Genomic DNA, 25,212 nt, shown 5'->3' on the forward strand with positions numbered 1-25,212 from the left:
CGTCACGCGACGTCGAAGATCTGTTCGAAGTTGGAAATGGCGAGGATCTTGCGCACATCTGGATTGGCGTTGGTCAGCGTGATCTCGGCATTGTCGCCGCCAGCGTGATCACGTAGCAGCAACAACATGCCGAGTGCAGAACTGTCGAGGTAGGTGGCGTCCTTCAAGTTCACTTCGAAGGAGTCGGGTTTTGGCTGAAGATTTTCATAGGACTCACGAAACTCCTGATGCTTGGCGAAATCGAATCGCCCCTTGATCGAAATCGTCAGCTTTTGCCCACCTTGGGATACTTCTGTCACGACTGGCATGAACGGCTTCCTTGTCATTGGGGAACGTACGTGTAGAAGGTTTAGCACTTGGCGAGGGTGGGGGCAAGGCTGGTAGTTGTGGTGGGGCCGAGGACGCCTTCGCGGGCAAGCCTCGCTCCTACAGGGTTTTGTGTCGTTCGTAATTTCCGTGAACGACTCAGCCCCTGTAGGAGCGTGCGGTGCGGCGATCCGACTTGCCCGCGAAGAACGATAACGCGGTCTCACTGACTCAATATGGATCCTGCCGCGGCAACCGCTGGGACAATTCATCCAGCAGCTTCTGCTCGCGCTTGTCTTCCAGTCGTCGCGCCTCATCCATGTAGCGCTGCACCAGCTTGCGCAACCCTTCGACCCGGGCATACGCCTGCTGCCAGGTTTCCCGCGCCTTGTTCAGATTGTTCTGATGCCAGGCGAGGCTTTGTCGCTGCTGATCAATGGCCGTGCCCAGCTGCGCCAGGAAGCCTTGATAACCCAACAACCATTGACCGGAAACGCCGCTGCTGCCGCGCACGATCCATTGCTCCTGATAGTCGAGCCGAAACGCTTCGAGGTCGGCGAGTTTACTTTCGGCCAGGCGGACCTGCCCCTGGAAGTGCCCAAGGCGCTGGACCGCGGTTTTCTCGACCTTTTCGGCCATGTCCACCACCGGTGCCAGGCGGGCTGCGCGACTCTGGGACATGGCCGGTTAACCGCCGGCCGCAGGCGCGAAGATCGAACCCAGGTAGGCTTCGCTTTCACCCAGGCTGATGCTGTCGTTCAGGCCCTGGCGCTGGTACTTGACCAACTGCGGTTGCAGGGCGATCGCCAGGTCGGTTTCCCGATCACCGCCGGCGACGTAGGCACCGACGCTGATCAGGTCGCGGCTTTGCTGATAACGCGACCACAATTGCTTGAAATACTGGGCGCGGGCCATGTGTTCCTTCGACACCACCGACGGCATGACCCGGCTGATGGACGCTTCGATATCGATCGCCGGGTAGTGACCTTCCTCGGCCAGGCGCCGGGACAGCACGATGTGCCCGTCGAGCACGCCCCGGGCCGAGTCGGCAATCGGGTCCTGTTGGTCGTCCCCCTCGGACAACACGGTGTAGAACGCCGTGATCGAACCGCCGCCCTTCTCGGCATTGCCGGCGCGTTCCACCAGTTTCGGCAATTTGGCGAACACCGACGGCGGATAGCCCTTGGTCGCGGGCGGTTCGCCGATGGCCAGGGCGATTTCCCGCTGGGCCTGGGCGAAACGGGTCAGGGAGTCCATGAGCAACAGCACGTTCTTGCCCTTGTCACGGAAATATTCGGCGATGCGCGTGCAGTACATGGCCGCGCGCAGACGCATCAGCGGCGCATCGTCCGCCGGTGAGGCCACCACCACCGAACGCTTGAGGCCTTCTTCACCGAGGATGTGCTCGATGAATTCCTTGACCTCACGACCGCGCTCGCCGATCAGCCCGACCACGATGATGTCGGCCTCGGTGAAGCGGGTCATCATGCCCAGCAGCACACTCTTGCCCACACCCGTACCGGCAAACAGCCCGAGGCGCTGGCCGCGACCGACCGTCAACAAGCCGTTGATGCATCGTATGCCCACGTCCAGCGGCTCGCTGATCGGTTCACGCTTGAGCGGGTTGATGGTCGGGCCGTCCATCGGCACCCAGTCTTCGGCCTTCATCCCGCCCTTGCCGTCCAGCGCCCGACCGGCGCCGTCGAGCACCCGCCCGAGCATGCTCATGCCCATCGGCAGGCGACCGGTATCCGCCAGCGGCACCACGCGCGCACCGGGGGCGATCCCGGCGACGCTGCCGACCGGCATCAGAAAGACTTTGTTGCCCGAGAAGCCCATGACTTCGGCTTCGACCTGCACCGGGTGATAACTGTCGTCGTTGATCACCATGCAGCGGCTGCCCATGGCGGCGCGCAAGCCTTCGGCTTCGAGGGTCAGGCCGACCATGCGCAGCAGGCGGCCTTCGAGGATCGGCGCGCCGGCCAGCGTCGCGGCCTCGGCGTAACTGCCCAGGCGCTTGGCGAAGCTGGTGCGGTCAAGGCGCATCGGGCAGGTCCGGTGCGGGGGCGGCTGCCGGAGTATTGCCTATCGGCAGTTCCAGGCTCAGGTCCGGCGCAGCCGGGTGTAGCGATTGTTCATGCAACTGATCGAACAGCTTGTCCATGACCCGCGCAATCCGGGTTTCAACCGTGGCGTCAATGCGACTGTGCTCGGTCTCGACCCGGCAACCTCCCGGTAACAAGGCCTCGTCTTCGACGATGCGCCAGGTTTCTTCATGCCGCTCGCGCAGGGCCTTGACCTGTTCGAAATCCTGCGGATTGATGTACAGCCGCACGTTGCCCACGCCCAATGGCAACAACTTGAGGGCATCGCGCATGACGTGTTCGAGCTGTGTCGAGTCGATGGCCAGTTCACGCTGGATCACCTGCCGGGTGATGTGCTGCACGAGGTCGACCAGGGACTTCTCGATCTGGGTGTCCTGCTCGGCAATGGGTTCCAGCAGGTGGCCCATGAGTTTTTCCAGGGCGGCAAGCTTCGCCGTCAGCGCCACTTCGGCTTCCTGGCGGACCTTGAGCGTGGTGCTGTGAAAGCCCTCCCGCTCGCCGGTGGCGAAGCCTTCGTTGTAGGCTTCCTGGCGAATGCTTTCGAGCTCTTCGAGGGTCAGCGGCTGGACGTCCTCCAGCGGCACTTCCTGCATTGACGGCGGCTCGGGTTCAGGCTCCGGCTCGGGCTCGGGCACGTACGGATCGAAACTGGGCAACGACCAGATATCGACACCCCTGACGTCCTTGGCACGGATCAGGTCGGACTGGGACTCATCATGTTCGGTCGCCATAGTGATATCAGATCATCTCTTCGCCGCCCTTCCCGCCGAGAACGATTTCTCCGGCTTCGGCCATACGGCGGGCAATGGTGAGGATTTCCTTCTGCGCGGTTTCCACGTCGCTGACGCGCACCGGGCCCTTGGCCTCGAGGTCGTCGCGCAACAGTTCGGCCGCCCGCTTGGACATGTTCTTGAAGATCTTTTCCTTGACGTTTTCGTCCGACCCCTTGAGGGCCAGCACCAGCACATCGGAGGACACTTCGCGCAGCAACGCCTGAATCCCGCGGTCGTCGACATCGGCCAGGTTGTTGAACACGAACATCAGGTCTTCGATCCGGCCGGACAGGTCTTCGTCGACTTCGCGGATCGAGTCCATCAACTGGCCTTCCATCGAGCTGTCGAGGAAGTTCATGATGTCGGCCGCGCGCTTGATGCCACCCAGGTTGGTACGCGAGGCGTTCGAGGCGCCGGAGAACTGCTTCTCGAGAATCTGGTTGAGTTCTTTCAGGGCGGCCGGCTGCACAGTGTTGAGCGAGGACACCCGCAAGATAATGTCCAGGCGCACCTTGTGATCGAAGTTGCCCAGCACCTCGCCGGCCTGGTCCGGGTCGAGATAGGCGACCACGATCGCCTGGATCTGCGGGTGCTCGTAACGGATCACGTCCGCGACGGCGCGCGGCTCCATCCACTTCAGGCTGTCGAGACCGCTGGTGTTGCCGCCCAGCAGGATGCGGTCGATCAGGCCGTTGGCCTTCTCCTCGCCCAGGGCCTGGGTCAGCATCTTGCGCACGTAGTCGTCGGAGCCGACGCCCAGGCTGGTCTGGTCGCCGACGATCTCGACGAACTCGCTCATCACCTGCTCCACCTGCTCGCGGTGCACGTTGCCCATCTGCGCCATGGCCACGCCCACGCGCTGAACCTCTTTCGGGCCCATGTGGCGCAACACCTGGGCGGCGTCGGTGGAGCCCAGGGACAGCAGCAGGATCGCGGCTTTGTCGACCTTGGACAGTTTCGCGGCAGCGGCTTTATCATTCATCTGCGTTAATCCACTCTTTCACGACCTGGGCCACGCGACCCGGATCTTCTGCCACCAGACTCTTGATTGCATTCAACTGGGCGTCATAGCCTTCGCTCGGGCTCGGCAACAGGATGCTTTGCGGCCCGCCGAGACTGACGCGATCGTTGGCCAGTTGGCCATCCAGACCGGCCATGCCACCCAATTCGACATCACTGCCGACCCCGACCAGCTGCTTGCCTTTGCCGCCATTGGTGATGTTGTTGAGGACCGGACGCAGCACACCGAAGACCAGCACCAGGATGAACAGCACACCCAGCACCTGCTTGATCACATCCCAGAACCACGGCAGGGAGTAGAACGGCACATCGGCGATCACTTCACCGCGCTCGGCGGAGAACGGCATGTTGATCACGCTGACGCTGTCGCCACGGCTGGCGTCGAAACCGACGGCGTCCTGCACCAGACGGGTGAAGCGCGACAACTCATCGGCGGTCCATGGCGCACGGCTGGTTTCGCCGTTGGCCGGGTTGATCCTGACCTGATCGTCCACCACCACCGACACCGACAGGCGATTCAAACGGCCCTGCTGCTGTTTGGTGTGGCTGATGGAACGGTCGAGCTCGAAGTTTTTGGTGGACTGTGAACGCTTGTCCGCCGGGTACGGGGCGAGCATCGGCTGGCCGGTGGCCGGGTCCATGATTTGCTGACCGTTGGCGTCGAGCAGTGGCTGGCCAGGTTGCACCATGCCGGCCGACGCGGTGCCGCCACCGGTGGTCGCCGGCGCGGAAGCCGGCGATGGCGGCTGGTTGCTCAGGGCACCCGGCACGCCTTGCGGGCCATTGCTGGTGGTGCGTTGTTCGTCCACCGATTGTTCGCTGCGCAACGCCGGCTGATCCGGGTTGAACTGCTCGGAGGTCGACTCGACGGCACTGAAATCCACGTCGGCCGAGACTTCGGCTTTGTAACGATCGTTGCCCAGCACCGGCTGCAGGATGTTGTGCACGCGCTGGGTGAGCATGCTTTCCATGCGGCGGCTGTAGTCGAATTGCTTGCCGGCCATGGTCAGCTCGGAGTTTTCCGCCTGGTCCGACAACAGGTTGCCCTTCTGATCGACCACGGTGACCTGGGATTTGCTCAGCTCAGGCACGCTGGTAGCGACCAGATTGATGATCGCCAGCACCTGGCCGGGCTCCAGGGAGCGGCCGGAATACAGCTCGATCAGCACCGATGCACTGGGCTTGCGCTCATCGCGCACGAACACCGAGCTTTTCGGAATGGCCAGGTGCACCCGGGCACCCTTGACGTTGTTCAGGCTGGAGATGGTCCGCGCCAGTTCGCCTTCAAGGCCGCGCCGATAGCGGGTCGCTTCCATGAACTGGCTCGTGCCCAGGCCCTGGTCCTTGTCGAGGATTTCAAAACCGATATTGCCGTCGCTGGGAGTGACACCAGCGCCCGCGAGCTTGAGGCGCGCGCGGGACAGGTCTTCGGCCTTGACCAGCAAGGCGCCGGAATTGGGTTCGACGGAGTAGGCAATATCGGCGGCCGCGAGGGTATCCATGACCTGCTTGGCGTCCATCCCGGCGAGGCTGCCGTACAGCGGCCGGTAGTCCGGTTGCTGGGACCACAACACCACGGCAAAGCCAATCGCCACGCTCGCCGCCAGACCGACCAACAGGCCCACCTGACGCAGCATGGTCATCTCGGAGAGATTTTCCAGAAAGGACAAACCGAACAGCGGCGGTTTGCCGCCTGCCGGAGTGGCCCTGGCCGGAACGTTATCAGCGCCTGGTTCTGCCATGACTCGCTATCGTCCTTTAAACCGGCATCTGCATGATGTCTTGGTAGGCCTGAACCAGCTTGTTACGGACTTGGGTGATCGCCTGGAAAGACACACCGGCTTTTTCCTTGGCAATCATCACGTCGGTCAAGTCGACACCGCTTTTGCCGATCTCGAACGCCGTGGACAACTGGCTGGAAGCCTGCTGGGTTTCATTCACTTTATTGACGGCCTGACCGAGCATGTCGGCAAAGCTGCTGCCCGGCAGTTGCGGGACGGCAGCCGTCGGTTTCGGCGCAGACATGGCGTCCATTTGCATGGCCCGCATATCCAGCATCAACCGATTGAATTCAATACCTTGGCTCATCGTCTACTCTCTCTGGCGACCCGCAATTTTTTGACGCTCACTCGGCGGGTAGTCAGGTGTTAGCAACAAGGGTGCCAGCTCCATGGCCCTGAAAAACAAAAGCCCCGAACGCTGATCGCGCCCCCTGTAGGAGCGAGCGGTGCGACGATTCGACTTGCCCGCGAAGAACGATGACGCGCAATGCCTGAAAAACCGCGGTGTCTGTTTCGCGGGCAAGCCTCGCTCCTACAGGGGGTTGTGTTGCGGCAGGATTGGGTGAATCAGGTCGCGAACAGACAGGCTTCCACATCCATCCCCGCATCGCGCATCTGCGCCAGCTTGTAACGCAAGGTGCGCGGACTGATGCCCAGGCGTTCGGCGGCTTCCTTGCGACGGCCACGCTCGGCGCGCAGGGTGTCGATGATCATCTGGAACTCACGGCGCCGCAGATCATCGCCCAAGCCCCCGGCGGATTCCGCTTCGACCTCCGGCGCGCGCACCGCGACAGGCGCCAGGGCCGGCAACGGCGCACAGGCCACCGGCCCGGCCAGGCAGAAATCCTGAGGCTGAATCAACCCGCCCTGCTGCAAAATCAGCGCCCGCTGAATCGCGTTATCCAGCTCGCGCACGTTGCCGGGCCATGGATAACCGATCAGGCACGCCTGCGCCTCGGGCGACAGGCGGGCCGCGGCATGCTTCATCTTGTGAACGTGCTTTGCCAGCAACCGCTCGGCCAGCGGCAGGATATCCGCCGTGCGCTCGCGCAACGGACGCCAGGCCAGCGGAAACACCGACAGCCGATAAAACAGGTCTTCCCGAAACCGCCCCGCCGCCACTTCAGCGGCCAGGTCACGGTTGGTGGTGGCAACCACGCGAATGTCGAGAATGATCGGCTTGCGCGCACCGACCCGCTCGACCTCCCGCTCCTGCAACACGCGCAGCAGCTTGGCCTGCAGGCCCAGGGGCATTTCGGAAATTTCGTCGAGCAGGATGGTCCCGCCGTCCGCCTGTTCGAACTTGCCGGCCTGCGCCGCGATGGCACCGGTGAACGAGCCCTTCTCGTGACCGAACAGCGTGGCCTCGAGCATGTTGTCCGGAATGGCGGCGCAGTTGATCGCAATGAACGGCTGACTGGCGCGATGGGAGTGCTGGTGGATGTACCGCGCCAGCACTTCCTTGCCGGTCCCGGACTCACCGGAGATCAGCACCGTGGAATCACTGCGCGCGACCCGCGCCGCCAGTTCCAGCAATTGCGCACTGGCCGGCTCGAACGCTATCGGCCCCTCGCCTTCGCTCGCACCAAGACTGCCAAGCGCATGCCGCGCGACCAGATCCAGCAAGGTCTTGGGCTCGAACGGCTTTACCAGGTAATCCGCCGCGCCTTGACGCATCGCATCGACCGCCCGCTCCACCGCGCCGTGAGCCGTCATCAGCAACACCGGCAATTGCGGCTGACGCGCCCGCAGCAATCCGAGCAGTTGATGGCCATCCATGCCCGGCATGTTGACGTCGCTGAGCACCAGGTTGAACGCCTCGACACTGACGGCAGCCAACGCCTCCTCTGCCGAACCGACCGCGGTGTAGGCGTGACCGCCGAGCAGCAGCGTATCCGCCAAGGCTTCGCGCAAGGCACGGTCGTCCTCGACCAGCAACACCTTGATCGCCACGTTGTTCATTGCGCCCCCTGAACGCTGGGCTTGTCCGCCGAAAAAAGCGGCAGGCTCACCAGCGCGCAGGTGCCGCGACCCAACCGCGAGCGCAGCTGCAATTGACCCTGATGGGCCCGCGCCACCGCCTTGACTACGGTCAGGCCGAGGCCGGTGCCGGTGGTCTTGGTAGTGAAAAACGGCTCGCCCAGGCGGGCCAGCACCTGGCTGTCGATGCCACTGCCGCTGTCACTGACCGCGACGCGCAAGCTGTCGTCGCGGGTATAGAGATGGACCTTCAAACGCACATCACCGGCACTGGCCTGAATCGCGTTTTCAATGAGGTTCAGGAGCGCGCCGACCAGGGTGTCGCGATTGCACAGCAGCTCGCCCGCATGGCTGTCGCACTGCCAGCGGATGGGCACATCCTGCACCTGGGTCAGCGCTGCCGCCTGCAGCGCCTGCAAGAGCATTTTCGGGGTGATGCGATCGGTCAGCGGCAGCTCGCCGCGGGCGAACACCAGCATGTCGCGCACTTGATGCTCGAGCTCATGCAAACGTTCCTTGAGGCGGCCGGCAAACCGTTGCTGGGTCTCGACCGGCAGCGCTTGCTCAGTCAAATGACTGGCATAGAGCAAGGCCGCGGACAAGGGCGTGCGAATCTGATGGGCCAGCGAGGCGACCATGCGCCCCAGGGATGACAGACGCTCATGGCGCGCCAGTTGATCCTGCAGGTGTCGGGTTTCAGTCAGGTCGTTGAGCAACACCAACTGGCCCGGCTCGGCATCCAGCGAACGGGTGGCGATCGACAGGCGCCGGCCATCCTTGAGGGACACTTCATGGCCATCGTCCTCCCGGGGCGCGAAGCACCGGGCAATGACCTGCCGCCACAACTCGCCTTCGAGGGGCAGCCCCAATAGCTCACAGGCCGCGGGATTGGCCTCGCGCACGATGCCCTGGGCATCGATGACGATCACGCCACCGGGCAACAGATCAAGGAGGTTTTGCAGGCGGTTGGCCAGGCGTTCTTTTTCCGCCAGTTCCTGCATGCGCTGGGCGCTGACCACTTCCAGCTCACCCTTGAGCTCGGTGACCCGGGCTTCGAGCAGGCTGTAGGAGTCGGTCAATTGGCTCGACATCTGGTTGAACACGGCAAACGACTGCTCAAGGCCAAGCCGGCTGGCCTGCTCTGCGGACGGGTACCCCGAAGCGTCAGGGACAGGAGAGATCTGGGCGGCTTGGGGCATCGTGTGCTCACTCGCTGGGCTGGACCGTCAGATAAACGGAACGTTGCGAGAGCTATAGCAATACCCGTGCCTGAAAACACCGGAAACTGTAGGAGCGAGCTTGCTCGCGAAAAACGCAAGGTCAACGCAGGCATCCTGGAAGAACGCGTTATCGTTAACGTCCATCGTCGGAACGCCGCCCGGAGCAAGCTCGCTCCTACAAGGGGGGGCAGAACAGGCGTCAATCCTCCGCCTGTTCATCACCCTCACGCCGGCTCATGCCGTACTTGCGCATCTTCTCCACCAGGGTGGTGCGACGAATACGCAGGCGTTCCGCGGCGCGCGCGACGATGCCATTGGCATCATCCAGCGCCTGCTGAATCAGCCCCTGCTCCAGACCACCCAGGTAGTCCTTCAAGTCCAGGCCTTCCGGCGGCAGCAGCGCACTGGCACTGAAATCCGGGGCATGCCCGTTGATGGCCACCCGCTCTTCGAGATCACTGCGCAGGCTGTCGACCAGCTGCTCGTCTTCATCGTCGACATAACGAAACTTCTTCGGCAACTCGACCACGCCAATCACCCCGTAGGGATGCATGATCGCCATGCGCTCCACCAGGTTGGCCAGCTCACGGACGTTGCCCGGCCAGCCGTGACGGCACAGCGACATGATCGCCGCGGAATTGAAACGGATCGAACCGCGCTTCTCGTGCTCCATGCGCGAGATCAACTCGTTCATCAGCAGCGGGATGTCTTCGACACGCTCGCGCAGCGGCGCCATTTCAATCGGGAATACGTTCAGGCGGTAATACAAGTCTTCACGGAACGAGCCGATCTCGATCATGCTTTCGAGATTCTTGTGGGTCGCCGCGATGATGCGCACATCGACGCTCTGGGTCTTGTTGCTGCCCACGCGCTCGAACGTGCGCTCCTGCAATACGCGCAACAGCTTGACCTGCATCGGCAACGGCATGTCGCCGATTTCATCGAGGAACAGGGTGCCGCCGTTGGCCAGCTCGAAGCGCCCGGCCCGACTGGTGATCGCCCCGGTGAAGGCGCCCTTCTCATGCCCGAACAGTTCGCTTTCCAGCAATTCCGCCGGAATCGCCCCGCAATTGACCGGCACGAACGGCGCGTCACGCCGCTTGGAGTGGTAGTGCAGGTTGCGCGCGACCACTTCCTTGCCAGTACCGGACTCCCCGAGGATCAGCACACTGGCATCGGTGTCGGCAACCTGCTGCATCATCTGCCGCACGTGCTGGATCGCCCGGCTGGTGCCGACCAGACTGCGGAAAAGATTCGGTTCGCGGTGTCGACCGCGCTCGCGCGCCTGGTCATACATCTCGCGATAGACCTGGGCACGGTGCAACGAGTCGAGCAATTTGCTGTAGCTGGGCGGCATTTCCAGGGTCGACAGCACCCGACGACGCAAGTCTTCGGGCAAGTCAACGGAAGAATTATCGCCCATTAACAACACCGGAAGGAACTCATCCCAGGTAGAGAGTGTCTTTAACAAGCCCAAAAGTGCACCAGGCGCATTGACCGTCCCGATGAGAACACAGATCACTTCACGACTTGATGACAACGAGCCGACAGCCTGCTGCCAGTCATGGCTGCCGCAGGGCAAATTTTCTTCACCAAGAAAATTCAAAATCACCGCCAGATCCCGGCGGCGAACGCTATCGTCATCGATCAGCAGAATTTTGGTTTCACGCCACATGCAATTGCAACTTCCCTAGTCAACTCGGTGCCCGAAATGAGTGGGCAAGCTAGACGCTCGCAGACCGAAAGGCCCGTAAACGCCTGAAATGTGCGAACAGCCACTAGTTAAGTCAAAAAACCGTGCACAGTCAAATTTATGGCGCACTGCATTGTGGACTGCCGGTTTTTCAACCGAACAGATGGTAAACCTTTGCCGCGCTCTTCGCTTGGGTGATCTGGGACATTTCGTCGACTATCGACTGGCGCTCGCCCGTCGTTACCTGTATCAGTTTCTGGTAAACCACCAGCAGGCTCTCCAACTTCTCCCGCACGGCGTTTTCGTCCACCGGTGCTTCGCTGAGCACTTCATCGATGCAGACGCGGCACGTCTCGTCCAGCTTGCCAATCGCATCCCAATCCCGATCGCTCAAAGCGCTGATCAGGGCTTCGCGGGTATCGTCAATCCGTTGCAGTGCATGGCTCATGACATCATCCTCGGCCGCCAGGCCTATTCAGCTACACCAATCGCATCCCAGCCACTTTTGACAGTGACCAGCAATCCCAATACCTCATCCATGATCGTGACGTCGTTCTTGACGTTGGCTTCCATCAAGCGATTGGTCATGTACACGTAGAGGCTTTCCAGTTGCTGCACGTACGCCGGGTCTTCGCTTTTCCCGGCATCCAGGCCGTCACGCAGTCCGATGATGATGTCGATCGCCTTACCCAGCATCAGGCCTTTTTCCGCGATATCACCCCGAGCCAGGGCGCCCTTGGCCTGGGCGATGCGATCCAGCCCGCCTTCCATCAGCATCTGCACCAGGCGATGGGGATTGGCTTCCGAGATCTGCGCATGGGAATTGACCTTCTGGTATTGGCGAAGGGCTCTCATGGGATTCATGTTTCTACCTCGTGACAGACAACAGCTTGAATAGGTGTGCTCTGATCTTTATGTCGACTGGTCGACAGAAAACTTTAATGCCGGACTCAGCCCCGGGAAAAAGCCAGGCGCTGTTTTGACAGCATCCCCGGGGTTTTCAAGCCGGACCTGGATCAGTCGTCTTTCGGATTGTTGAGCGCGTTGAGCGTGGTCATGATGCTGTCGCTTTGCGCACGCAGCCTGGCCACCAGGGAGTCCATGGCGTTGTACTTGGCCGACAGGCTGCTCTGCAACAGCGTCATGCGTTCATCCAGGGAGTCCTGCTGCTTTTTCAGGTCGTTCAAACTATCGCTCAGCGACTTCGTACGCTCCGCCAACGTGCCGGTACTCGCCTTGGAATAACCGTCCGTGGCCGTCGTCAGGCGCGCCAGCAGGCCGGTCTTGCCATTGAAGATACTGCCGACGTCCGCCGAATTGGTGGTAATCGCCTTGTCCCATTTCTTGTCGTCAAGCGTCAGCAGGCCCGTCGTCGAATCGGTACTGATACCAAACTGCGCCAAGGATTTCAGGGTGCCTGTACCGGACATCGCGTTCAATTCATTGCGGATCGAACTCACCAGGGTACGCATCGACGCATCACCGGTCAGCGCGCCCGCTGTCGGCGTGCCATCGGCGTTCATGGTGACTTTGGTCTCCGCGCTGATCGCCTTCATCAGCGCGTTATAGGTATCGACAAAACCTTTGACCCCGGACTTCATCACCGTGTTGTTGGTGCTCACCGCAATCGTGGTTGCCGTCGGCTCGGTGGCACCCGCTGCCGTTGGCGAGACCGCTACCAGCTTGATGCTCACGCCACTGACCGCTTCGGCGATTGTGTTGGTCTTGGATTCCATCGCGATTCCGTCGATGGTGTACTTGGCGTTCTTTGGTATCTCGACCACGGTTGAGCCGGTATTGATGCCGGAGTCGCCCGACATGGTCAGGTCCGAACCGACCCCGCCATTGGTAGAGGTCAGGACTAGGCGCGAACCCGTGGAGTCACTCAGGATGTTGGCGCTCAACCCAGCCGTGGAAAATTGAGTGTTGATCGAATCCCGCACTTGTTGCAGCGTCGCCCCAGGGGGCACACTCAAGTCGTAGTTTTTGCCGGATTGCGTAATTGTCAATGTGGTTGGGTTGGCGCTGGCATTAACCACCGACGAGGCACCACCGGTAAAGTTCCTGGTGGATAACTTAGAAGCGCTGGCCAACTGCGAGACCACTAATCTGAAGGTGCCCGTGGAAGCGCCATTGCCCGCCGTCATCGTTGCGACTTTTTCGTCGGTCGAAGAACCCGTCAATCCAGTGAAGCTGCTTCCAGTACTCATCGTCGTCAAGGCGCCACGGAAGGCATCCAGCGCCGCCTGGATCTTGCCGATAGACGATAGCGAGGTGGTTGCCTTGAGCGTCTGGGTGTTGATCTGTGCTTGCTTGGGCGCTTTTTCTGCGTCAACCAAGGACTTCACAATCGCTTGGGTATCGATGTTCGATCCAATACCGCTAACCGTTGAACCCGCCATCAGCTTTCTCCTAATCCATTGGCTGCCGCTTTCTTGACGAAGTGCGCCTTAAGCGCAGGACAGCAACAAAATTCATGCCAGCTCAGACTTTGTCATCAAGCAACAGACTGCTGACTTGGCTCAGGCTTTGCGCCAGTTTCAATGCGGTTTCCGACGGAATCTGGCGAATCACCTCACCGCTATCGGTGGCAATGACCTTGACCACGACCCGACCGCTGGAATCATCAATCGAAAAGTCCAGCTTGCGCTGGCTTGCTTGAACGAACTCGCGAATATCTGTGACGGCCTGTTCCAGTTCGTGACGCTTGGGTTCCGCCACGGGCTTTGCAATCGCTTCGACTCTGGGTTTGTCCGTCAGTTCGGCAGGTGCAGCCGGGCTTTGAGGTGCAAGCGTTGGATAAGACAAGTTCAACTTGATGTTCATATCCATGTCCAACTCTCCTCATCACGAAAAAAACGAAAGGGCACGTAAATGCGCCCTTCCGTTAGCGACCAAGTGCCGTTATTACTGAAGCAGTTTCAGTACAGAGGATGGCAGTTGGTTCGCTTGCGACAGGATCGCGGTCGAAGCCGATTGCAGAGTTTGTTGCTTGGTCAGCTCTGCGGTTTCAGCAGCGAAGTCCACGTCTTGAATGGTGCTTCGAGCAGCCGTGGAGTTCTTCTGGATGTTCTGCAGGTTGTCGGCAGTTGTGGTCAGACGGTTTTGGGTAGCACCCAAATTCGAACGAGTGCTGTCAATGGTGCCGATGGCCTTGTCAATTACGGCCAACGCGTTTTGGGCGTTGGTAGCGTCAGTCACGTTGGTATCCGAAATAGCAGTTTTGGCCGACGACACGGTAGCTTGGCCGAACAGACCGGTCACACCATCAGCGGTGCCCGCACCCAAGGCATAGCTTTTCGCGGAGTCTAAGGAAATCTGGCCAGTGACGATAGCATCGGTAGCAGCAGCCAAAGCCGTTGGAGTCTCCACGCCAGTTGTGGCATCAGCAGCGTACTTGCCTGAGCCATCTTTAACGTTTACAGAGATCGAGGCTGAGCCAGCCTCACCGGTAAATTTCAGATTTTCGCCCGTATCGGACTTGACTTCCAAGGTGCCTTTAGTCTCGTCGTAGTTAACGCTAATACCCAATTTGGCAGCGTTGGACTTCAACTGGTCAGCCAGGTCGGCTGTGCTGGTCACGCCGACAAAGCTGACCTCAGAACCATCACCCACGGTCAGTTTGAAGTTGGCCGGAACACCTGGAGTAGTAGTATCACCTTTGGTTACAGCTTCATCGACGGAGAATTTGACTTCGGTGCTGGCAGTAGCGCTCAGACCACCGACAGCGCCGTTCATTTTCTCTGCGATGGATTTCGCGGATGCGCCTATACCGTAGCTGATCGATTTGGTCTGACCGTTTCCAGTAATGGTGACATCACCAGCAGCCAAACCAGTGGTGCTAGGAGTGATCGCCGAACTCTTGAGCTGTTGCGAACCAATGTTGCTGGCCGCTACGTTTTCCAGACTCAGGTTGATGGTTTCGTTCGCGTTGGCGCCTACCTGGATGGCCTTGGTACCGTAAGAGCCATCCAACAACTTCTGACCGCCGAAAGTTGTGGTTTGCGAGATACGGGTCAGTTCCGAAGTCAGAGCTTGGTACTCGTCATTGTTCGACTTACGGTCGTCGGCGCTCAGGGAGCCAGTGGACGAGGACAGAGCCAAAGTACGCATTTTCTGCAGGATGTCGGTCGAGGCCTGCATCGCACCTTCAGCAGTTTGCGCGATGGAGATGCCATCGTTCACGTTCTTGACCGCTTGACCCAGGCCGTTGATCTGGCTGGTCAGACGGTTGGAGATCTGCAGACCGGCAGCGTCATCTTTAGCGCTGTTAATGCGCAGGCCGGAAGACAGGCGCTGCATAGAAGTGGCCAAGGCGCCGCTGGCTTTGTTCAGGTTGCCCTGAGTAGTAAGCGACGCGGAGTTGGTGTTTACGGTTAAAGCCATGACGAAATCCTCACTGGATGAATACTGCGGCTTCCGGCCCTGGCGACCGCCGGGTGTGGCCTAGAGAACCTTCGTAATAGTTATCGTCGTGAAAACGCTTTGCTTGAGGGTTTTTTTCGAAATGTTTAGTGGCAGGGTGCCAGTCCTTTCATTTTCAAGGGGTTAGTGGCACAACGCCGACGTCCTAAAACGCAAAACGCCCGGCAACTGAGGTTACCGGGCGTTTTTATGCAGATCGCTAAAGCGAAGTCAGTCAGCCGCGAAAGAGAATCGCCGAGCCCCAGGACAGGCCTACACCGAAACCACTGATGGCCACCCGCGTCCACTTCGAATCGAACACGTGGTTCTGCAGCAGCAGCGGAATGCTGGAAGACACCGTATTCCCGGTCTCGAGCATGTCCTTGATGAACTTCTCCGGCTCGCCTTCTTCGAAGCGCCGCGCCACGGCATCGACGATCGCCGCGCTGCCCTGGTGAATGCAGAAGGCATCGATGTCGCCGGCCTGCAAATTGGACTCGTCCAGCAGCTCATGCAAATGCGCCGGGACTTTCAACAGCGCGAAGTTGAACACCTGGCGCCCGTTCATGAAGAACACGCCGTCGGTGACCTTGAGGTGCGGTGCTCCGGAACCGTCGGTGCCGAACTTCGACTTGCCCAACTGCCAGACCGCGTTTTCGCCCATCCAGGTCGCGGTGGCGGCATCGCCGAACAGCATGGTGGTGTTGCGGTCTTCCGGGTCGACGATCTTCGAATACGGGTCGGCGGTGACCAGCAGGCCGTTTTTCAGCCCCGTCGCTTCCATAAACCCCTTGAGGGCATAGATGCCGTAGACGTAGCCGGAACAGCCCAGGGAGATATCGAACGCGGCCACGTGCGTCGGCAGGCCCAGTTTGTCCTGAACGATGGCAGCGGTGTGCGGCAAGCCTTCCTCATCACCGTTCTGGGTGACGACGATCAGGCAGTCGATGGATTCACGCTTGAGCTCGGGACTGGCGGCGAACAGCGCATTGACCGCTTCGACGCACAGATCGGAGGTTTCCTGGTCGGCGCTTTTGCGCGGCAGGAATGCCGAGCCGATCTTGCCAAGGATAAAGGTTTCGTCCTTGTCGAACTTTGCACCCTGGGCGTAGTTGTCAACCCCGGCTGTCGGCACATAACTCGCTATATTTTTTATGCCAATCATTATGGCTTCCCAATAATAAACAGCTGAATATCACCGCTCGCAGAAGCAAGGGCGTCTACAGTCAGGGCTTGGCCCCCATTGGAGGCACCGTCGGAACTCAAGGGTCCGCCACCTTCACCGCCCGCAGACAGGATACAGTGAAGATGCGCGTTTTGACCCACGGGTCACTTAGAGATCGCGGCTTTATTTGATTTTGTGCTCCAGCCCCTTCTCTTCCCTGCCAAAAAGAAGCAAAAAAAAGGCCAGCCTCCTTGACGGGGCTGGCCGCGAGCGGTCACGACCGACTCAAAGCTTGTTGAAAAGCCCCAGCTGGGAAATTTTCGAGAACGCCAGTTGCGCCGCTTGCAGCATGGTCTGTTGCAAGGTCAGGCGCGTCAGCACCTCCGCCGGGTCCGTGTCTTCGATCGAGGCCTGGGCGGCGGTATTGAGCAGGTTGCTGCTTTGGATCTGATCACGCTGCATAGCCATCACGTTGCCCCGGGCGCCGATCGCGCCACGCGCCAGATCAACCTGGTTTTTGGCATTACTCAGGTTGGAGATGGTAGAGGCCACCACATTATCCAGATTGCGCTGGGCAGCGGGATCGCCCTGGACCGGTGTCTCCAGGGCCTTGCGCAGCTGACTGAGCGTATCCAGCGGGCTTTGGGTCTGATGCGAGTTGACCGATACATCGAACTGATCGTTCGCCGCCGGCGCGCCATCCAGGGTAAAGCTGACACCGGCAGCCGTGGCCACGCCGCCGGCCACGGAACCGGCAGTGACCACCGGTACACTGTCAGGGGTCAAGGGACGAGCGTACAGGTCAAAGGTCGTCGGGCTGGTGAACTTCAGCACCGCCCCGCCCTCTGGGAAAAAGCTTTGGTATTGCGCCGCATTGGTCACCGAAGCCTGGCTGACCAGTGCGGTCGAGGTGTTGCCCGGTGCGCGGGTGCCGACGAAACTGTCCGGCTTGGCCGCCAACTGGAAGCTGTGACCGGTGATCACGGCATCGGCGTTGGCCGGTGTGTCGCCTGCCTGATAGGTGATATCCAGCGCAAACGTCACCCCGCGGAAAGTGATATCGGAACCGCCCTTCGCATCGGGATCGAACTTGCCGCCCTGGCTCGCCTCCGCGGTCACGTCATTGCCCGCGGCATCCTTGATCACGAACTGGGTGCTGCTGGTGAACGCCAGGGTATAGGGCTCGCCGCTGCGGAAGCTCGAATCAAAAGACGGGCCCGGGTTCACCACGCCGGGCGACAGCGAGACTCGCCCGTCATCGACCGCTGGCGCGGTCAGGGTGGTCGAACTGCGGCTGGCGTTGATCGCCTGCTGGAAAACCTCCCAGCCCGTATCGTTGAGCCCCAGCGCCATCGAGTCGCCGATCTTCAGTTGCAACTGGGTCTGGTCACCCTGATAGCTGTAGGTACCATCGCTATTGCGCGCAAAAGGCGGAGTGTTGTTGCTGGCGCCGGAAAAGATGTACTTGCCGTTGGCATCCTTGCTGTTCATCAAGTTCAGCAGTTGCTCTTCGGCCTGGCCGACTTCCGCGCCGATGGATTTGCGGTCATCGTCGTTCAAGGACGCGCTGCCAGCACGCACCGTCAGCTCGCTGACTTTCTGCAGCAAGTCGTTGATGCTGTCCAGTACGCTTTCTTCCTGGGCCTGGGCCGTGCCCAACGCGCTGATGTTGCTGGAGTACTGATCCAGCATCGATTTCTGCTGATCAAGCTGCAGCAACCGGGCCGCACCCACAGGATCATCCGCGGCCGTCGTCAGTTTCACACCGCTGCTGGCCTGCTCGGCCGATTTCATCAGGTTATTGAGGTTGCGCTGATAATTGGCGGCCGTCGTCGCATAGTACTGTGCAGTAGAAATACGCATGGTCTACGGCTCCTTAAAGGGCATTGAGCAGAGTGCTGAAGATTTCCTGCGCAGACTTGATGATCTGCGAAGAGGCCGAGTAGTACTGCTGGTATTTGATCAGGTTGCCGGTCTCTTCATCGAGGTCGACACCCGACAGCGAATCGCGCGAATCCCTGGCCTGGGTCAGGATGGCGCCGGTAGCGGTGGCGTCCATTTGACCCTGCTTGGTCTTGGAGCCGACCGACGACACCAGGCCGCCATAGGCGTCGGTCAAACTGATGCCCGGGCTGGTGGCCGTAGCACCGACCGTGGCCTTGGTTTGCAGGCCGAGCAGCGCTTGAGTGTTGCGGTTGTCGGTACTGCCGGGCGCGGTCATCGCGATATTGAAACTGTCGTCCCTGGCCGGGCTGCCACTGAGGGTCATGGCCACGCCAAAGGTTTTCGCCGCGCCGGAGCCGTCGGTGTAGGGCACCTGGATATTCAGGTCGTTGTTCTGGCCGGGCACGATGCTGCCGGTGCCGATGCTGGCACCCTTGGCGTCGAACACCTCATACGCGGTGCCGCTGGTCATCATCAGGCGAATCGGCATTGCGGCCTTGACCGCATTTTGCACTTCCTGACGCTGGACCGGATCATAGATGTCCAGGCTGGTGCTCAGGTTCGGCTGGCTGACGGTACCGGTGCCGTCATTGCCCTGGGCATTGGTGGACGTCAGTGGCGCGGCCGTGGCCAGGCGCTTGATGTCGGTCATGACGGTGGTCATGTCGGCTGCGGCACCACGGGTCGGGGTGATCTTGAAGGTGTCGCCGGCAGTCACCGGGCCGCTGTCGAGGCTGAGGCTGAAACCGTCGATCACCGGTGCGGGCGTCGCACCCAGGGTAAAACTGCCCATGTCGGAGTTGTCCGACAGACGCCGCACGCTGTAGCCCGTGGCGCTGGTGAAGGTCACCTGATAATCGCTGGCCGCCAGCTTGCCGGTGTCCTTGATGGTCACGTCCAGGTTGCCGGACGCCGGATTGTTGTGGGCACTGGCTATGCTGCGCTGGCTGATGGCGAGCGCACTGTTGATGTCGTTGAACAGTGCCGAGCCAAAATTGCCGCTCTGGTCCAGCCCCTGCCCCAACTGCTTGTTGACCTGGTCAGCCACCACCATGGCGATCCGGCCGAGCCCGTTGACCGCTGGCGTCAGGACGTCTTCGCGGTAACGCAACAGGCCGCCCATCTCGCCGCCGCTGACCACGCTGGTGATATCGATCGTGGAAGAGCCACGATCCATGATGATCGCGGAACGGGTCGGGTCAGCCTTGTCGGCCTCTACACGTAACGCGTTGACAGTATTGCCGATGACCAGCGGCTGGCCGCTGCCCAGGTAAATATCCAGGCTGCCATTGTTTTCGGTGACCTGGGTGCCGACCAGCTCGGAGAGCTGGCGCACGGTTTCGTTGCGCTGGTCCAGCAACTCGTTGGGCGTACCACCCGAACCGCTGACTTCGCTGATTTTCTTGTTGTAGGAGGCAACGGTAGCGGCCAGCTTGTTGACCTGTTCAGCCATCGAGCCCAACTGATCGTTGATGTACGAGCCCTGCTGAGTCAGTTGCTGCGAGATGGCATTGAAGCGGCTGCTCAACCCTTGCGCGTTGGTCAACAGCGCTTGCCGCGCGGCAGTGTCGTTGGCGTTGCCGGACAGCGTTTGCAAGGACGAGAAGAATGATTGCAGCGTCTTGGAGATGCCGGTGCTGCCGTCGGACAGCAGCTTGTCCACCTGCGTGGCCTGGCCCAGATAAGCCTGTGCATCACTGTTGAGCGAGGTGGTGGTCTGCAACTGCGCGTCGAGGTAGCTGCTGTAGACCCGACGCACGTCGGACAAGGTCGTGCCGGAGCCGATGAATACATTGCCGTACTGATTGGAGCCTTTGCTGCTCTGCACAGTTTGCTGGCGTGAATACCCGGCGGTGTCGACGTTGGCAATGTTATTGCCGGTCGTCAGCAACGAAGCATGGCCTGCAGCCAGACCCGACATCCCGATATTGAGCAAACTCATGATTCAGACCCTTATGCCTATATAGGCGTGGTGGAAACGCCCGCCGCAGCGTAGTTCTGGTAACTGGTCATCTGCCTGGCTATCTGCGAAATCTTGCTGGCGTAGTCCGGGTCGGTGGCGTAACCGGCCTTCTGCAACTCGCGCACAAATTGTTCCGGGTTATCGGCGGATTTCACGACGTCTTGATAACGATTGTTCGATTGCAGCAAGGTCACCAGGTCATGGAAGCTGTCCTTGTAGGACGCGTAGGAACGGAACTGCGCCGTCTCCTTGACCATGGCGCCATTTCTGAATTCGCTGGTGATCGCCCGCGCCGAGTCGCCCTGCCAGCTGCTGCCGGCCTTGATGCCGAACAGGTTGTGGCTGCTGCTGCCGTCCTGGGCGCGCATGACCGATTTGCCCCAGCCGGTTTCCAGGGCGGCCTGGGCCACCAGGTAACGCGGATCGACGCCGATGCGGTCGGCGGCTTCCTTGGCCATGGGCAGCATGGTGTTGACGAATTCGTCGGCGGAGCTGAACGCCTTTTTCGCCGGTGCCAGGGGGATTTGCGCCATGGCACGACCCTGGATCTGCAGGCGCCCGGTGGCGGCGGTATCGGTTTGCGCGGTCAGCCAATCGCCGTTGTACAGGGGGCCGGCCCCGGTTGGAGTGCTCGCCGTCACCGGGGCCTTGTTCAGTGCTGTGATGGCGGACGGCGCCGTGGTCGATGGCTTGGTCGATGCTGATGGCACCAGCCCGGCGAGCAAGCGGTCGGCCAGTTTCGGTGGCAGGGCCAGGCGCCGCTGATTGATCAGGGCCATGTCGTTGTGATGCGCACCCTCCCCCGCGCTCGCCGCCGATTTCACCGAGCGCGAAGCCCACAAGGGTCGCTCGCCATTGAGGCGCGACAACGGCCCTTGGGTGGCGACAGTGCCAGCGCCAATCGGTGTTTCCACCGCCGCTTTCGCTGCGGCCTGCTTGGCGGCGGACGCTGCTGCGGCTTCGCCCGGCGCCAGGGGTTTGTTCTTCGCCATCTGGCGCATCAACACGTCCGCCAGGCCGATGCCGCCGCCTTCGCGGGACATGGAAACGGCCAGTTGCTGGTCGTACATTTCCTGGTACTGCTTGGCCGCCGGGGTGTTGAGCGGATTGTCCTGGCCCAGCGCATCGGTGGCCGAGCGCATGGACTTGAGCATTTCGCCGAGGAACAGCGACTCGAATTCCTGCGCGACCTTACGCAGGTTGCCGTCGCTGTTCTTGTCGCCGACCTTGAGCTGGTTCAGGCGATTGAGGTCCGAATAAGACCCCGAATCGCTGCTGCTGACCCCCAATCCTTTGCGCATGTCCATGGTCGTTATCCTCAGATCACGATCAAGTCGGCTTGCAAGGCGCCGGCCTGTTTCAGTGCTTCGAGGATCGCCATCAGGTCACCCGGCGCGGCGCCGACCTGGTTCACCGCCCGGACGATTTCGTCGAGGGTGGTGCCCGGGCCGAACTTGAACATCGGCTTGGCTTCCTGCTCGGCGTTGACCCGCGAGCGCGGCACGACCGCCGTCTGCCCGTTGGACAGAGGGCCGGGCTGGCTGACGATCGGGTCTTCGGTGATGGTCACGGTCAGGCTGCCGTGGGTCACGGCGGCCGGGGACACCTTGACGTTCTGGCCGATCACGATGGTGCCGGTGCGGGAGTTGATGATGACTTTCGCCACCGCCTGGCCCGGGTCGACTTCGAGGTTCTCGAGGATCGACAGGTAGTCGACGCGCTGGCTCGGGTCCAGCGGCGCGCTGACCCGAATCGAGCCGCCGTCGATGGCCTGGGCGACGCCGGGGCCGAGCAGGTCGTTGATCTTGTCGACGATGCGCTTGGCGGTGGTGAAGTCCGAACGGTTGAGGTTCAGGGTCAGGCTGTTGCCCTGGTTGAAGCCGCTCGGCACCGAACGCTCGACCGAGGCACCGCCGGGGATGCGCCCGGCCGAGGGCACGTTGACGGTGATCTTGGAACCGTCGCGACCTTCGGCATCGAAGCCGCCGACCACCAGGTTGCCCTGGGCGATGGCGTAGACGTTGCCGTCGATGCCCTTGAGCGGGGTCAGCAGCAAGGTGCCGCCGCGCAGGCTCTTGGAGTTGCCGATGGAAGAGACAGTAATGTCGATCTGCTGACCCGGCTTGGCGAACGCCGGCAAGTCGGCACTGATCGACACGGCCGCGACGTTTTTCAATTGCACGTTGCCCGACCCCGGCGGCACCTTGATGCCGAACTGCGAGAGCATGTTGTTGAAGGTCTGCAGGGTGAACGGAGTCTGGGTCGTCTGGTCGCCGGTACCGTTAAGCCCGACCACCAGGCCGTAGCCGATCAATTGGTTGGAACGCACCCCGGAAATGCTGGCGATATCCTTCAGCCGCTCGGCCTGGGCGCTGGACGCTGCACACACCATCAAGGCCGCAACGATGAGACTTCTCAAATTCAACGTGGCCACCTAAAAAGGGAACAGCGGGCTGAGGAAGAAACGGTCGAACCAGCCGGGCTGACTCGCATCGGCAAAGGCACCGGTGCCCGAGTAAGTGATGCGCGCGTCGGCGACCCGGGTCGAGGACACGGTGTTGTCGGTGGCGATGTCATCGGCGCGCACCAGGCCGGCAATCCGCACAAGCTCGTCACCGGTATTGAGGGTCAGCCACTTCTCGCCGCGCACGGCGATGATGCCGTTGGGCAAGACGTCGGCGACGGTCACCGTGATCGAACCGGTCAGGCTGTTGCTCTGGCCGGACTTGCTGTCGCCCTTGGTCGCGCGGTCGCCGGCGTAACCGACGTCCAGGCTCAGGTTACCGCTGCCCACCGGGTCGTTGGTGCTCAGGCCGCCGCCGAAAAACGAACTCAGGCCGATGTCGGTCTTGCTGTTCTTGGCGGTTTGCGAATTGGCGTTCTTGCTGGCCTGGGTGCGCTCGTTCAGGGTGATGGTGATGATGTCACCGACCCGGAACGCCTTGCGGTCGCTGTACAGGTTCTGTTCGAAACCGGCCTGGTAGATCGAGCCGTTGTTGGCCGCAGCCGGCAGCGGCGTGCGCGGCAACACCGGGGCGTAGTAAGGGTCATTGGGCTTGGGCGGCGGGGCGACACAACCCGCGAGCGCGGTGATCGCACCCAGTGCCAGGACAGATATAAAGCGATTCATGACCCTACCTCACGGTGTTGCCGGCGACCTCGTGGCCGCCCCATGGACTTGATTACAGATTCTGCGTGACGAACGAGAGCATCTGGTCGGCGGTGGAAATCACCTTGGAGTTCATCTCGTAGGCGCGTTGAGTGGTGATCATGTTGACCATCTCTTCAACGGTGCTGACGTTGGAGGTTTCCAGGGTGTTCTGCAGCGTGGTGCCGAAACCGGCCAGGCCCGGGGTGCCGACTTGCGGCGCGCCGCTGGCGGCGGTTTCCAGGAACAGGTTGTTGCCCACGGCCTGCAGGCCGGCCGGGTTGATGAAGTCGGCGGTTTGCAGGTTGCCGATCACCTGGGCGGCCGGGTTGCCGGCAACGGTGATGGACACGGTGCCGTCGCGACCGACCGTGAAGGTCTGGGCGTCGTTGGGGATGACAATCGCCGGTTCCAGGGCGAAGCCGCTGGCGTTGACGATCTGGCCGTTGGAGTCGAGGTGGAAGGTACCGTCACGGGTGTAGGACGTGGTGCCGTCCGGTTGCAGGATCTGGAAGAATCCGCGGCCGTCGATGGCCATGTCCAACGGTTGCTCGGTGGTCTGCAGGCTGCCGGCGGTGAAGTTTTTCTGGGTGCCGACGATACGCACACCGGTACCCAGTTGCAGACCCGACGGCAGTTCGCTGTCCTGGGTCGACTGGGCGCCTGGCTGGCGCTTGATCTGGTAGAGCAAGTCCTGGAACTCGGCGCGGTCACGCTTGAACCCCGTGGTCGAGACGTTGGCCAGGTTGTTGGAAATGGTCGTCAGGTTGGTGTCCTGGGCGGACAGACCTGTTTTGGCAACCCATAGAGCCGGAAGCATTCGATTCTCCTCGTGCGCCTGTTTAACGGCGCGACGTTCTGATGATTATTAGATCTGCAAGACCCGAGCCATGGCCTGGTCGTCTTCTTTGGCGCTGTTCATCATCTTGACGTGCAGTTCGAACTGCTTGGCCAGGGCCAGCACCGAGGTCATTTCTTCCACGGCATTGACGTTGCTCGACTCGAGAAATCCCGACACCAGCTTTACGTTGGCATCGGCCTGCGCCGGCTGGCCGTCCTTGGTATGGATCGAACCGTCCAGGCCTTTGGTCATGTTCTTGAAGTCCGGGTTGACCAGTTTGATGCGGTCGACTTGCGCCATCACCCGCGGGCCCTCACCCATCGCGCGAATACTGATGGTGCCGTCCTCGCCGACTTCGATCTGCTGCTCGGGTGGCACGGCAATCGGCCCGCCATTGCCCAGCACCGGCATGCCGTTGCCGGCCCGCAGCACGCCGAGGGCGTCGACGTTCAGGCTGCCGGTGCGCACGTAGCTTTCGCCGCCGTCGGGGTTCTGCACCGCAATCCAGCCGTTGCCTTGCACCGCGACATCGAGGTCGCGGCCGGTCTCTACCAGCGCGCCAGGGGAAAAGTCAGTTGCCGGCCGCTCGGACAGGGCAAACGCACGCGCCGGAAAGCCGTCACCGAACACCGGCATCGAACGCGCCTGCTCCAGGTCTTTCTGGAAGCCGTTGGTGGAGATGTTCGCCAGGTTGTTCGCATGAGCCTTTTGCGCCAGTGCATTCTGGCTGGCGCCGGTCATTGCCACATAAAGGTACTTGTCCACACTCTTTCCTCTGCATGCCGGACGTTTGCCGCCCAGTGCTGTACTGCTGAGCGATAAGCAATTTGCAGACCAACTTTTTTCTGGCGGCGTGGGGGCCGGGAAAC

General features: G+C 61.1%; 23 protein-coding genes. All 23 read right to left on the reverse strand.

Translation table 11 applies throughout. The features are described 5' to 3' along the window. Window positions 1-2 precede the first annotated feature (2 nt). Window positions 3-308: an STAS domain-containing protein gene (locus tag PMA3_RS21705; protein ID WP_064679109.1), complete on the reverse strand. Its 306-nt coding sequence runs from the start codon at window positions 306-308 to the stop codon at window positions 3-5. 229 nt (window positions 309-537) lie between these two features. Continuing rightward, window positions 538-987: a flagellar export protein FliJ gene (gene fliJ / locus PMA3_RS21710; RefSeq protein WP_064679110.1), complete on the reverse strand. Its 450-nt coding sequence runs from the start codon at window positions 985-987 to the stop codon at window positions 538-540. Between the two features lie 6 nt (window positions 988-993). Then, a complete protein-coding gene (gene fliI / locus PMA3_RS21715) occupies window positions 994-2,352 on the reverse strand; it encodes a flagellar protein export ATPase FliI (RefSeq protein ID WP_064679111.1) in 1,359 nt (452 codons plus the stop codon). Beyond that, window positions 2,342-3,142, reverse strand: coding sequence for a flagellar assembly protein FliH (fliH, locus tag PMA3_RS21720; protein WP_064679112.1), 801 nt, complete (start codon window positions 3,140-3,142; stop codon window positions 2,342-2,344). Before fliH ends, fliI begins: the two co-directional genes overlap by 11 nt. 7 nt (window positions 3,143-3,149) lie before the next feature. Further along, complete coding sequence (gene fliG / locus PMA3_RS21725) at window positions 3,150-4,166, reverse strand: flagellar motor switch protein FliG (protein WP_064679113.1); 1,017 nt, start codon at window positions 4,164-4,166, stop codon at window positions 3,150-3,152. Continuing rightward, a complete protein-coding gene (gene fliF, locus PMA3_RS21730) occupies window positions 4,159-5,946 on the reverse strand; it encodes a flagellar basal-body MS-ring/collar protein FliF (RefSeq protein ID WP_064679114.1) in 1,788 nt (595 codons plus the stop codon). Before fliF ends, fliG begins: the two co-directional genes overlap by 8 nt. Before the next feature lie 16 nt (window positions 5,947-5,962). Next, the gene (fliE, locus tag PMA3_RS21735) at window positions 5,963-6,292 is read right to left on the reverse strand and encodes a flagellar hook-basal body complex protein FliE (protein WP_064679115.1); all 330 of its coding nucleotides are present in this window, start codon (window positions 6,290-6,292) and stop codon (window positions 5,963-5,965) included. Window positions 6,293-6,552: 260 nt separating this feature from the next. After that, window positions 6,553-7,938, reverse strand: coding sequence for a sigma-54-dependent transcriptional regulator (locus tag PMA3_RS21740; protein ID WP_064680777.1), 1,386 nt, complete (start codon window positions 7,936-7,938; stop codon window positions 6,553-6,555). 5 nt (window positions 7,939-7,943) lie between these two features. Continuing rightward, window positions 7,944-9,164 (reverse strand): sensor histidine kinase, encoded by a 1,221-nt coding sequence (locus PMA3_RS21745; RefSeq protein WP_064679116.1) that lies wholly within the window; start codon window positions 9,162-9,164, stop codon window positions 7,944-7,946. A 220-nt stretch (window positions 9,165-9,384) separates the two neighbouring features. Next, the gene (locus tag PMA3_RS21750; protein ID WP_064679117.1) at window positions 9,385-10,860 is read right to left on the reverse strand and encodes a sigma-54 dependent transcriptional regulator; all 1,476 of its coding nucleotides are present in this window, start codon (window positions 10,858-10,860) and stop codon (window positions 9,385-9,387) included. Window positions 10,861-11,029: 169 nt separating this feature from the next. Continuing rightward, the gene (gene fliT, locus PMA3_RS21755; RefSeq protein WP_064679118.1) at window positions 11,030-11,326 is read right to left on the reverse strand and encodes a flagellar protein FliT; all 297 of its coding nucleotides are present in this window, start codon (window positions 11,324-11,326) and stop codon (window positions 11,030-11,032) included. 23 nt (window positions 11,327-11,349) lie between these two features. Then, window positions 11,350-11,742, reverse strand: a complete 393-nt coding sequence (gene fliS / locus PMA3_RS21760; RefSeq protein WP_064679119.1) for a flagellar export chaperone FliS — start codon at window positions 11,740-11,742, stop codon at window positions 11,350-11,352. 152 nt (window positions 11,743-11,894) lie between these two features. Next, window positions 11,895-13,280: a flagellar filament capping protein FliD gene (gene fliD, locus PMA3_RS21765; RefSeq protein WP_064679120.1), complete on the reverse strand. Its 1,386-nt coding sequence runs from the start codon at window positions 13,278-13,280 to the stop codon at window positions 11,895-11,897. An 82-nt stretch (window positions 13,281-13,362) separates the two neighbouring features. Continuing rightward, entirely contained in the window at window positions 13,363-13,710 is a 348-nt protein-coding gene (locus tag PMA3_RS21770; RefSeq protein ID WP_064679121.1) for a flagellar protein FlaG, read from the reverse strand. Between the two features lie 75 nt (window positions 13,711-13,785). Continuing rightward, the gene (locus PMA3_RS21775; protein WP_064679122.1) at window positions 13,786-15,264 is read right to left on the reverse strand and encodes a flagellin N-terminal helical domain-containing protein; all 1,479 of its coding nucleotides are present in this window, start codon (window positions 15,262-15,264) and stop codon (window positions 13,786-13,788) included. A gap of 253 nt (window positions 15,265-15,517) precedes the next feature. Next, window positions 15,518-16,447, reverse strand: a complete 930-nt coding sequence (locus PMA3_RS21780; RefSeq protein ID WP_064679123.1) for a ketoacyl-ACP synthase III — start codon at window positions 16,445-16,447, stop codon at window positions 15,518-15,520. Between the two features lie 285 nt (window positions 16,448-16,732). After that, on the reverse strand, window positions 16,733-18,310 hold the full coding sequence (locus PMA3_RS21785) for a flagellar hook-associated protein 3 (RefSeq protein WP_064679124.1): 1,578 nt from the start codon (window positions 18,308-18,310) through the stop codon (window positions 16,733-16,735). 13 nt (window positions 18,311-18,323) lie between these two features. After that, window positions 18,324-20,333: a flagellar hook-associated protein FlgK gene (gene flgK / locus PMA3_RS21790; protein WP_064679125.1), complete on the reverse strand. Its 2,010-nt coding sequence runs from the start codon at window positions 20,331-20,333 to the stop codon at window positions 18,324-18,326. A gap of 17 nt (window positions 20,334-20,350) precedes the next feature. After that, window positions 20,351-21,661 carry a flagellar assembly peptidoglycan hydrolase FlgJ gene (flgJ, locus tag PMA3_RS21795; RefSeq protein ID WP_064679126.1) on the reverse strand — a complete coding sequence of 437 codons (1,311 nt, stop codon included), beginning with the start codon at window positions 21,659-21,661 and terminating at the stop codon, window positions 20,351-20,353. A gap of 11 nt (window positions 21,662-21,672) precedes the next feature. Then, the gene (locus PMA3_RS21800) at window positions 21,673-22,746 is read right to left on the reverse strand and encodes a flagellar basal body P-ring protein FlgI (protein ID WP_162493656.1); all 1,074 of its coding nucleotides are present in this window, start codon (window positions 22,744-22,746) and stop codon (window positions 21,673-21,675) included. Window positions 22,747-22,788: 42 nt separating this feature from the next. Then, complete coding sequence (gene flgH / locus PMA3_RS21805; RefSeq protein ID WP_064679128.1) at window positions 22,789-23,484, reverse strand: flagellar basal body L-ring protein FlgH; 696 nt, start codon at window positions 23,482-23,484, stop codon at window positions 22,789-22,791. Between the two features lie 52 nt (window positions 23,485-23,536). Next, window positions 23,537-24,322, reverse strand: a complete 786-nt coding sequence (flgG, locus tag PMA3_RS21810; protein WP_047532060.1) for a flagellar basal-body rod protein FlgG — start codon at window positions 24,320-24,322, stop codon at window positions 23,537-23,539. Window positions 24,323-24,370: 48 nt separating this feature from the next. Continuing rightward, window positions 24,371-25,108: a flagellar basal body rod protein FlgF gene (locus tag PMA3_RS21815; RefSeq protein WP_064679129.1), complete on the reverse strand. Its 738-nt coding sequence runs from the start codon at window positions 25,106-25,108 to the stop codon at window positions 24,371-24,373. Between the last annotated feature and the right edge of the window lie 104 nt (window positions 25,109-25,212).

This window comes from Pseudomonas silesiensis (assembly GCF_001661075.1).
GTDB classification, from domain to species: domain Bacteria; phylum Pseudomonadota; class Gammaproteobacteria; order Pseudomonadales; family Pseudomonadaceae; genus Aquipseudomonas; species Aquipseudomonas silesiensis.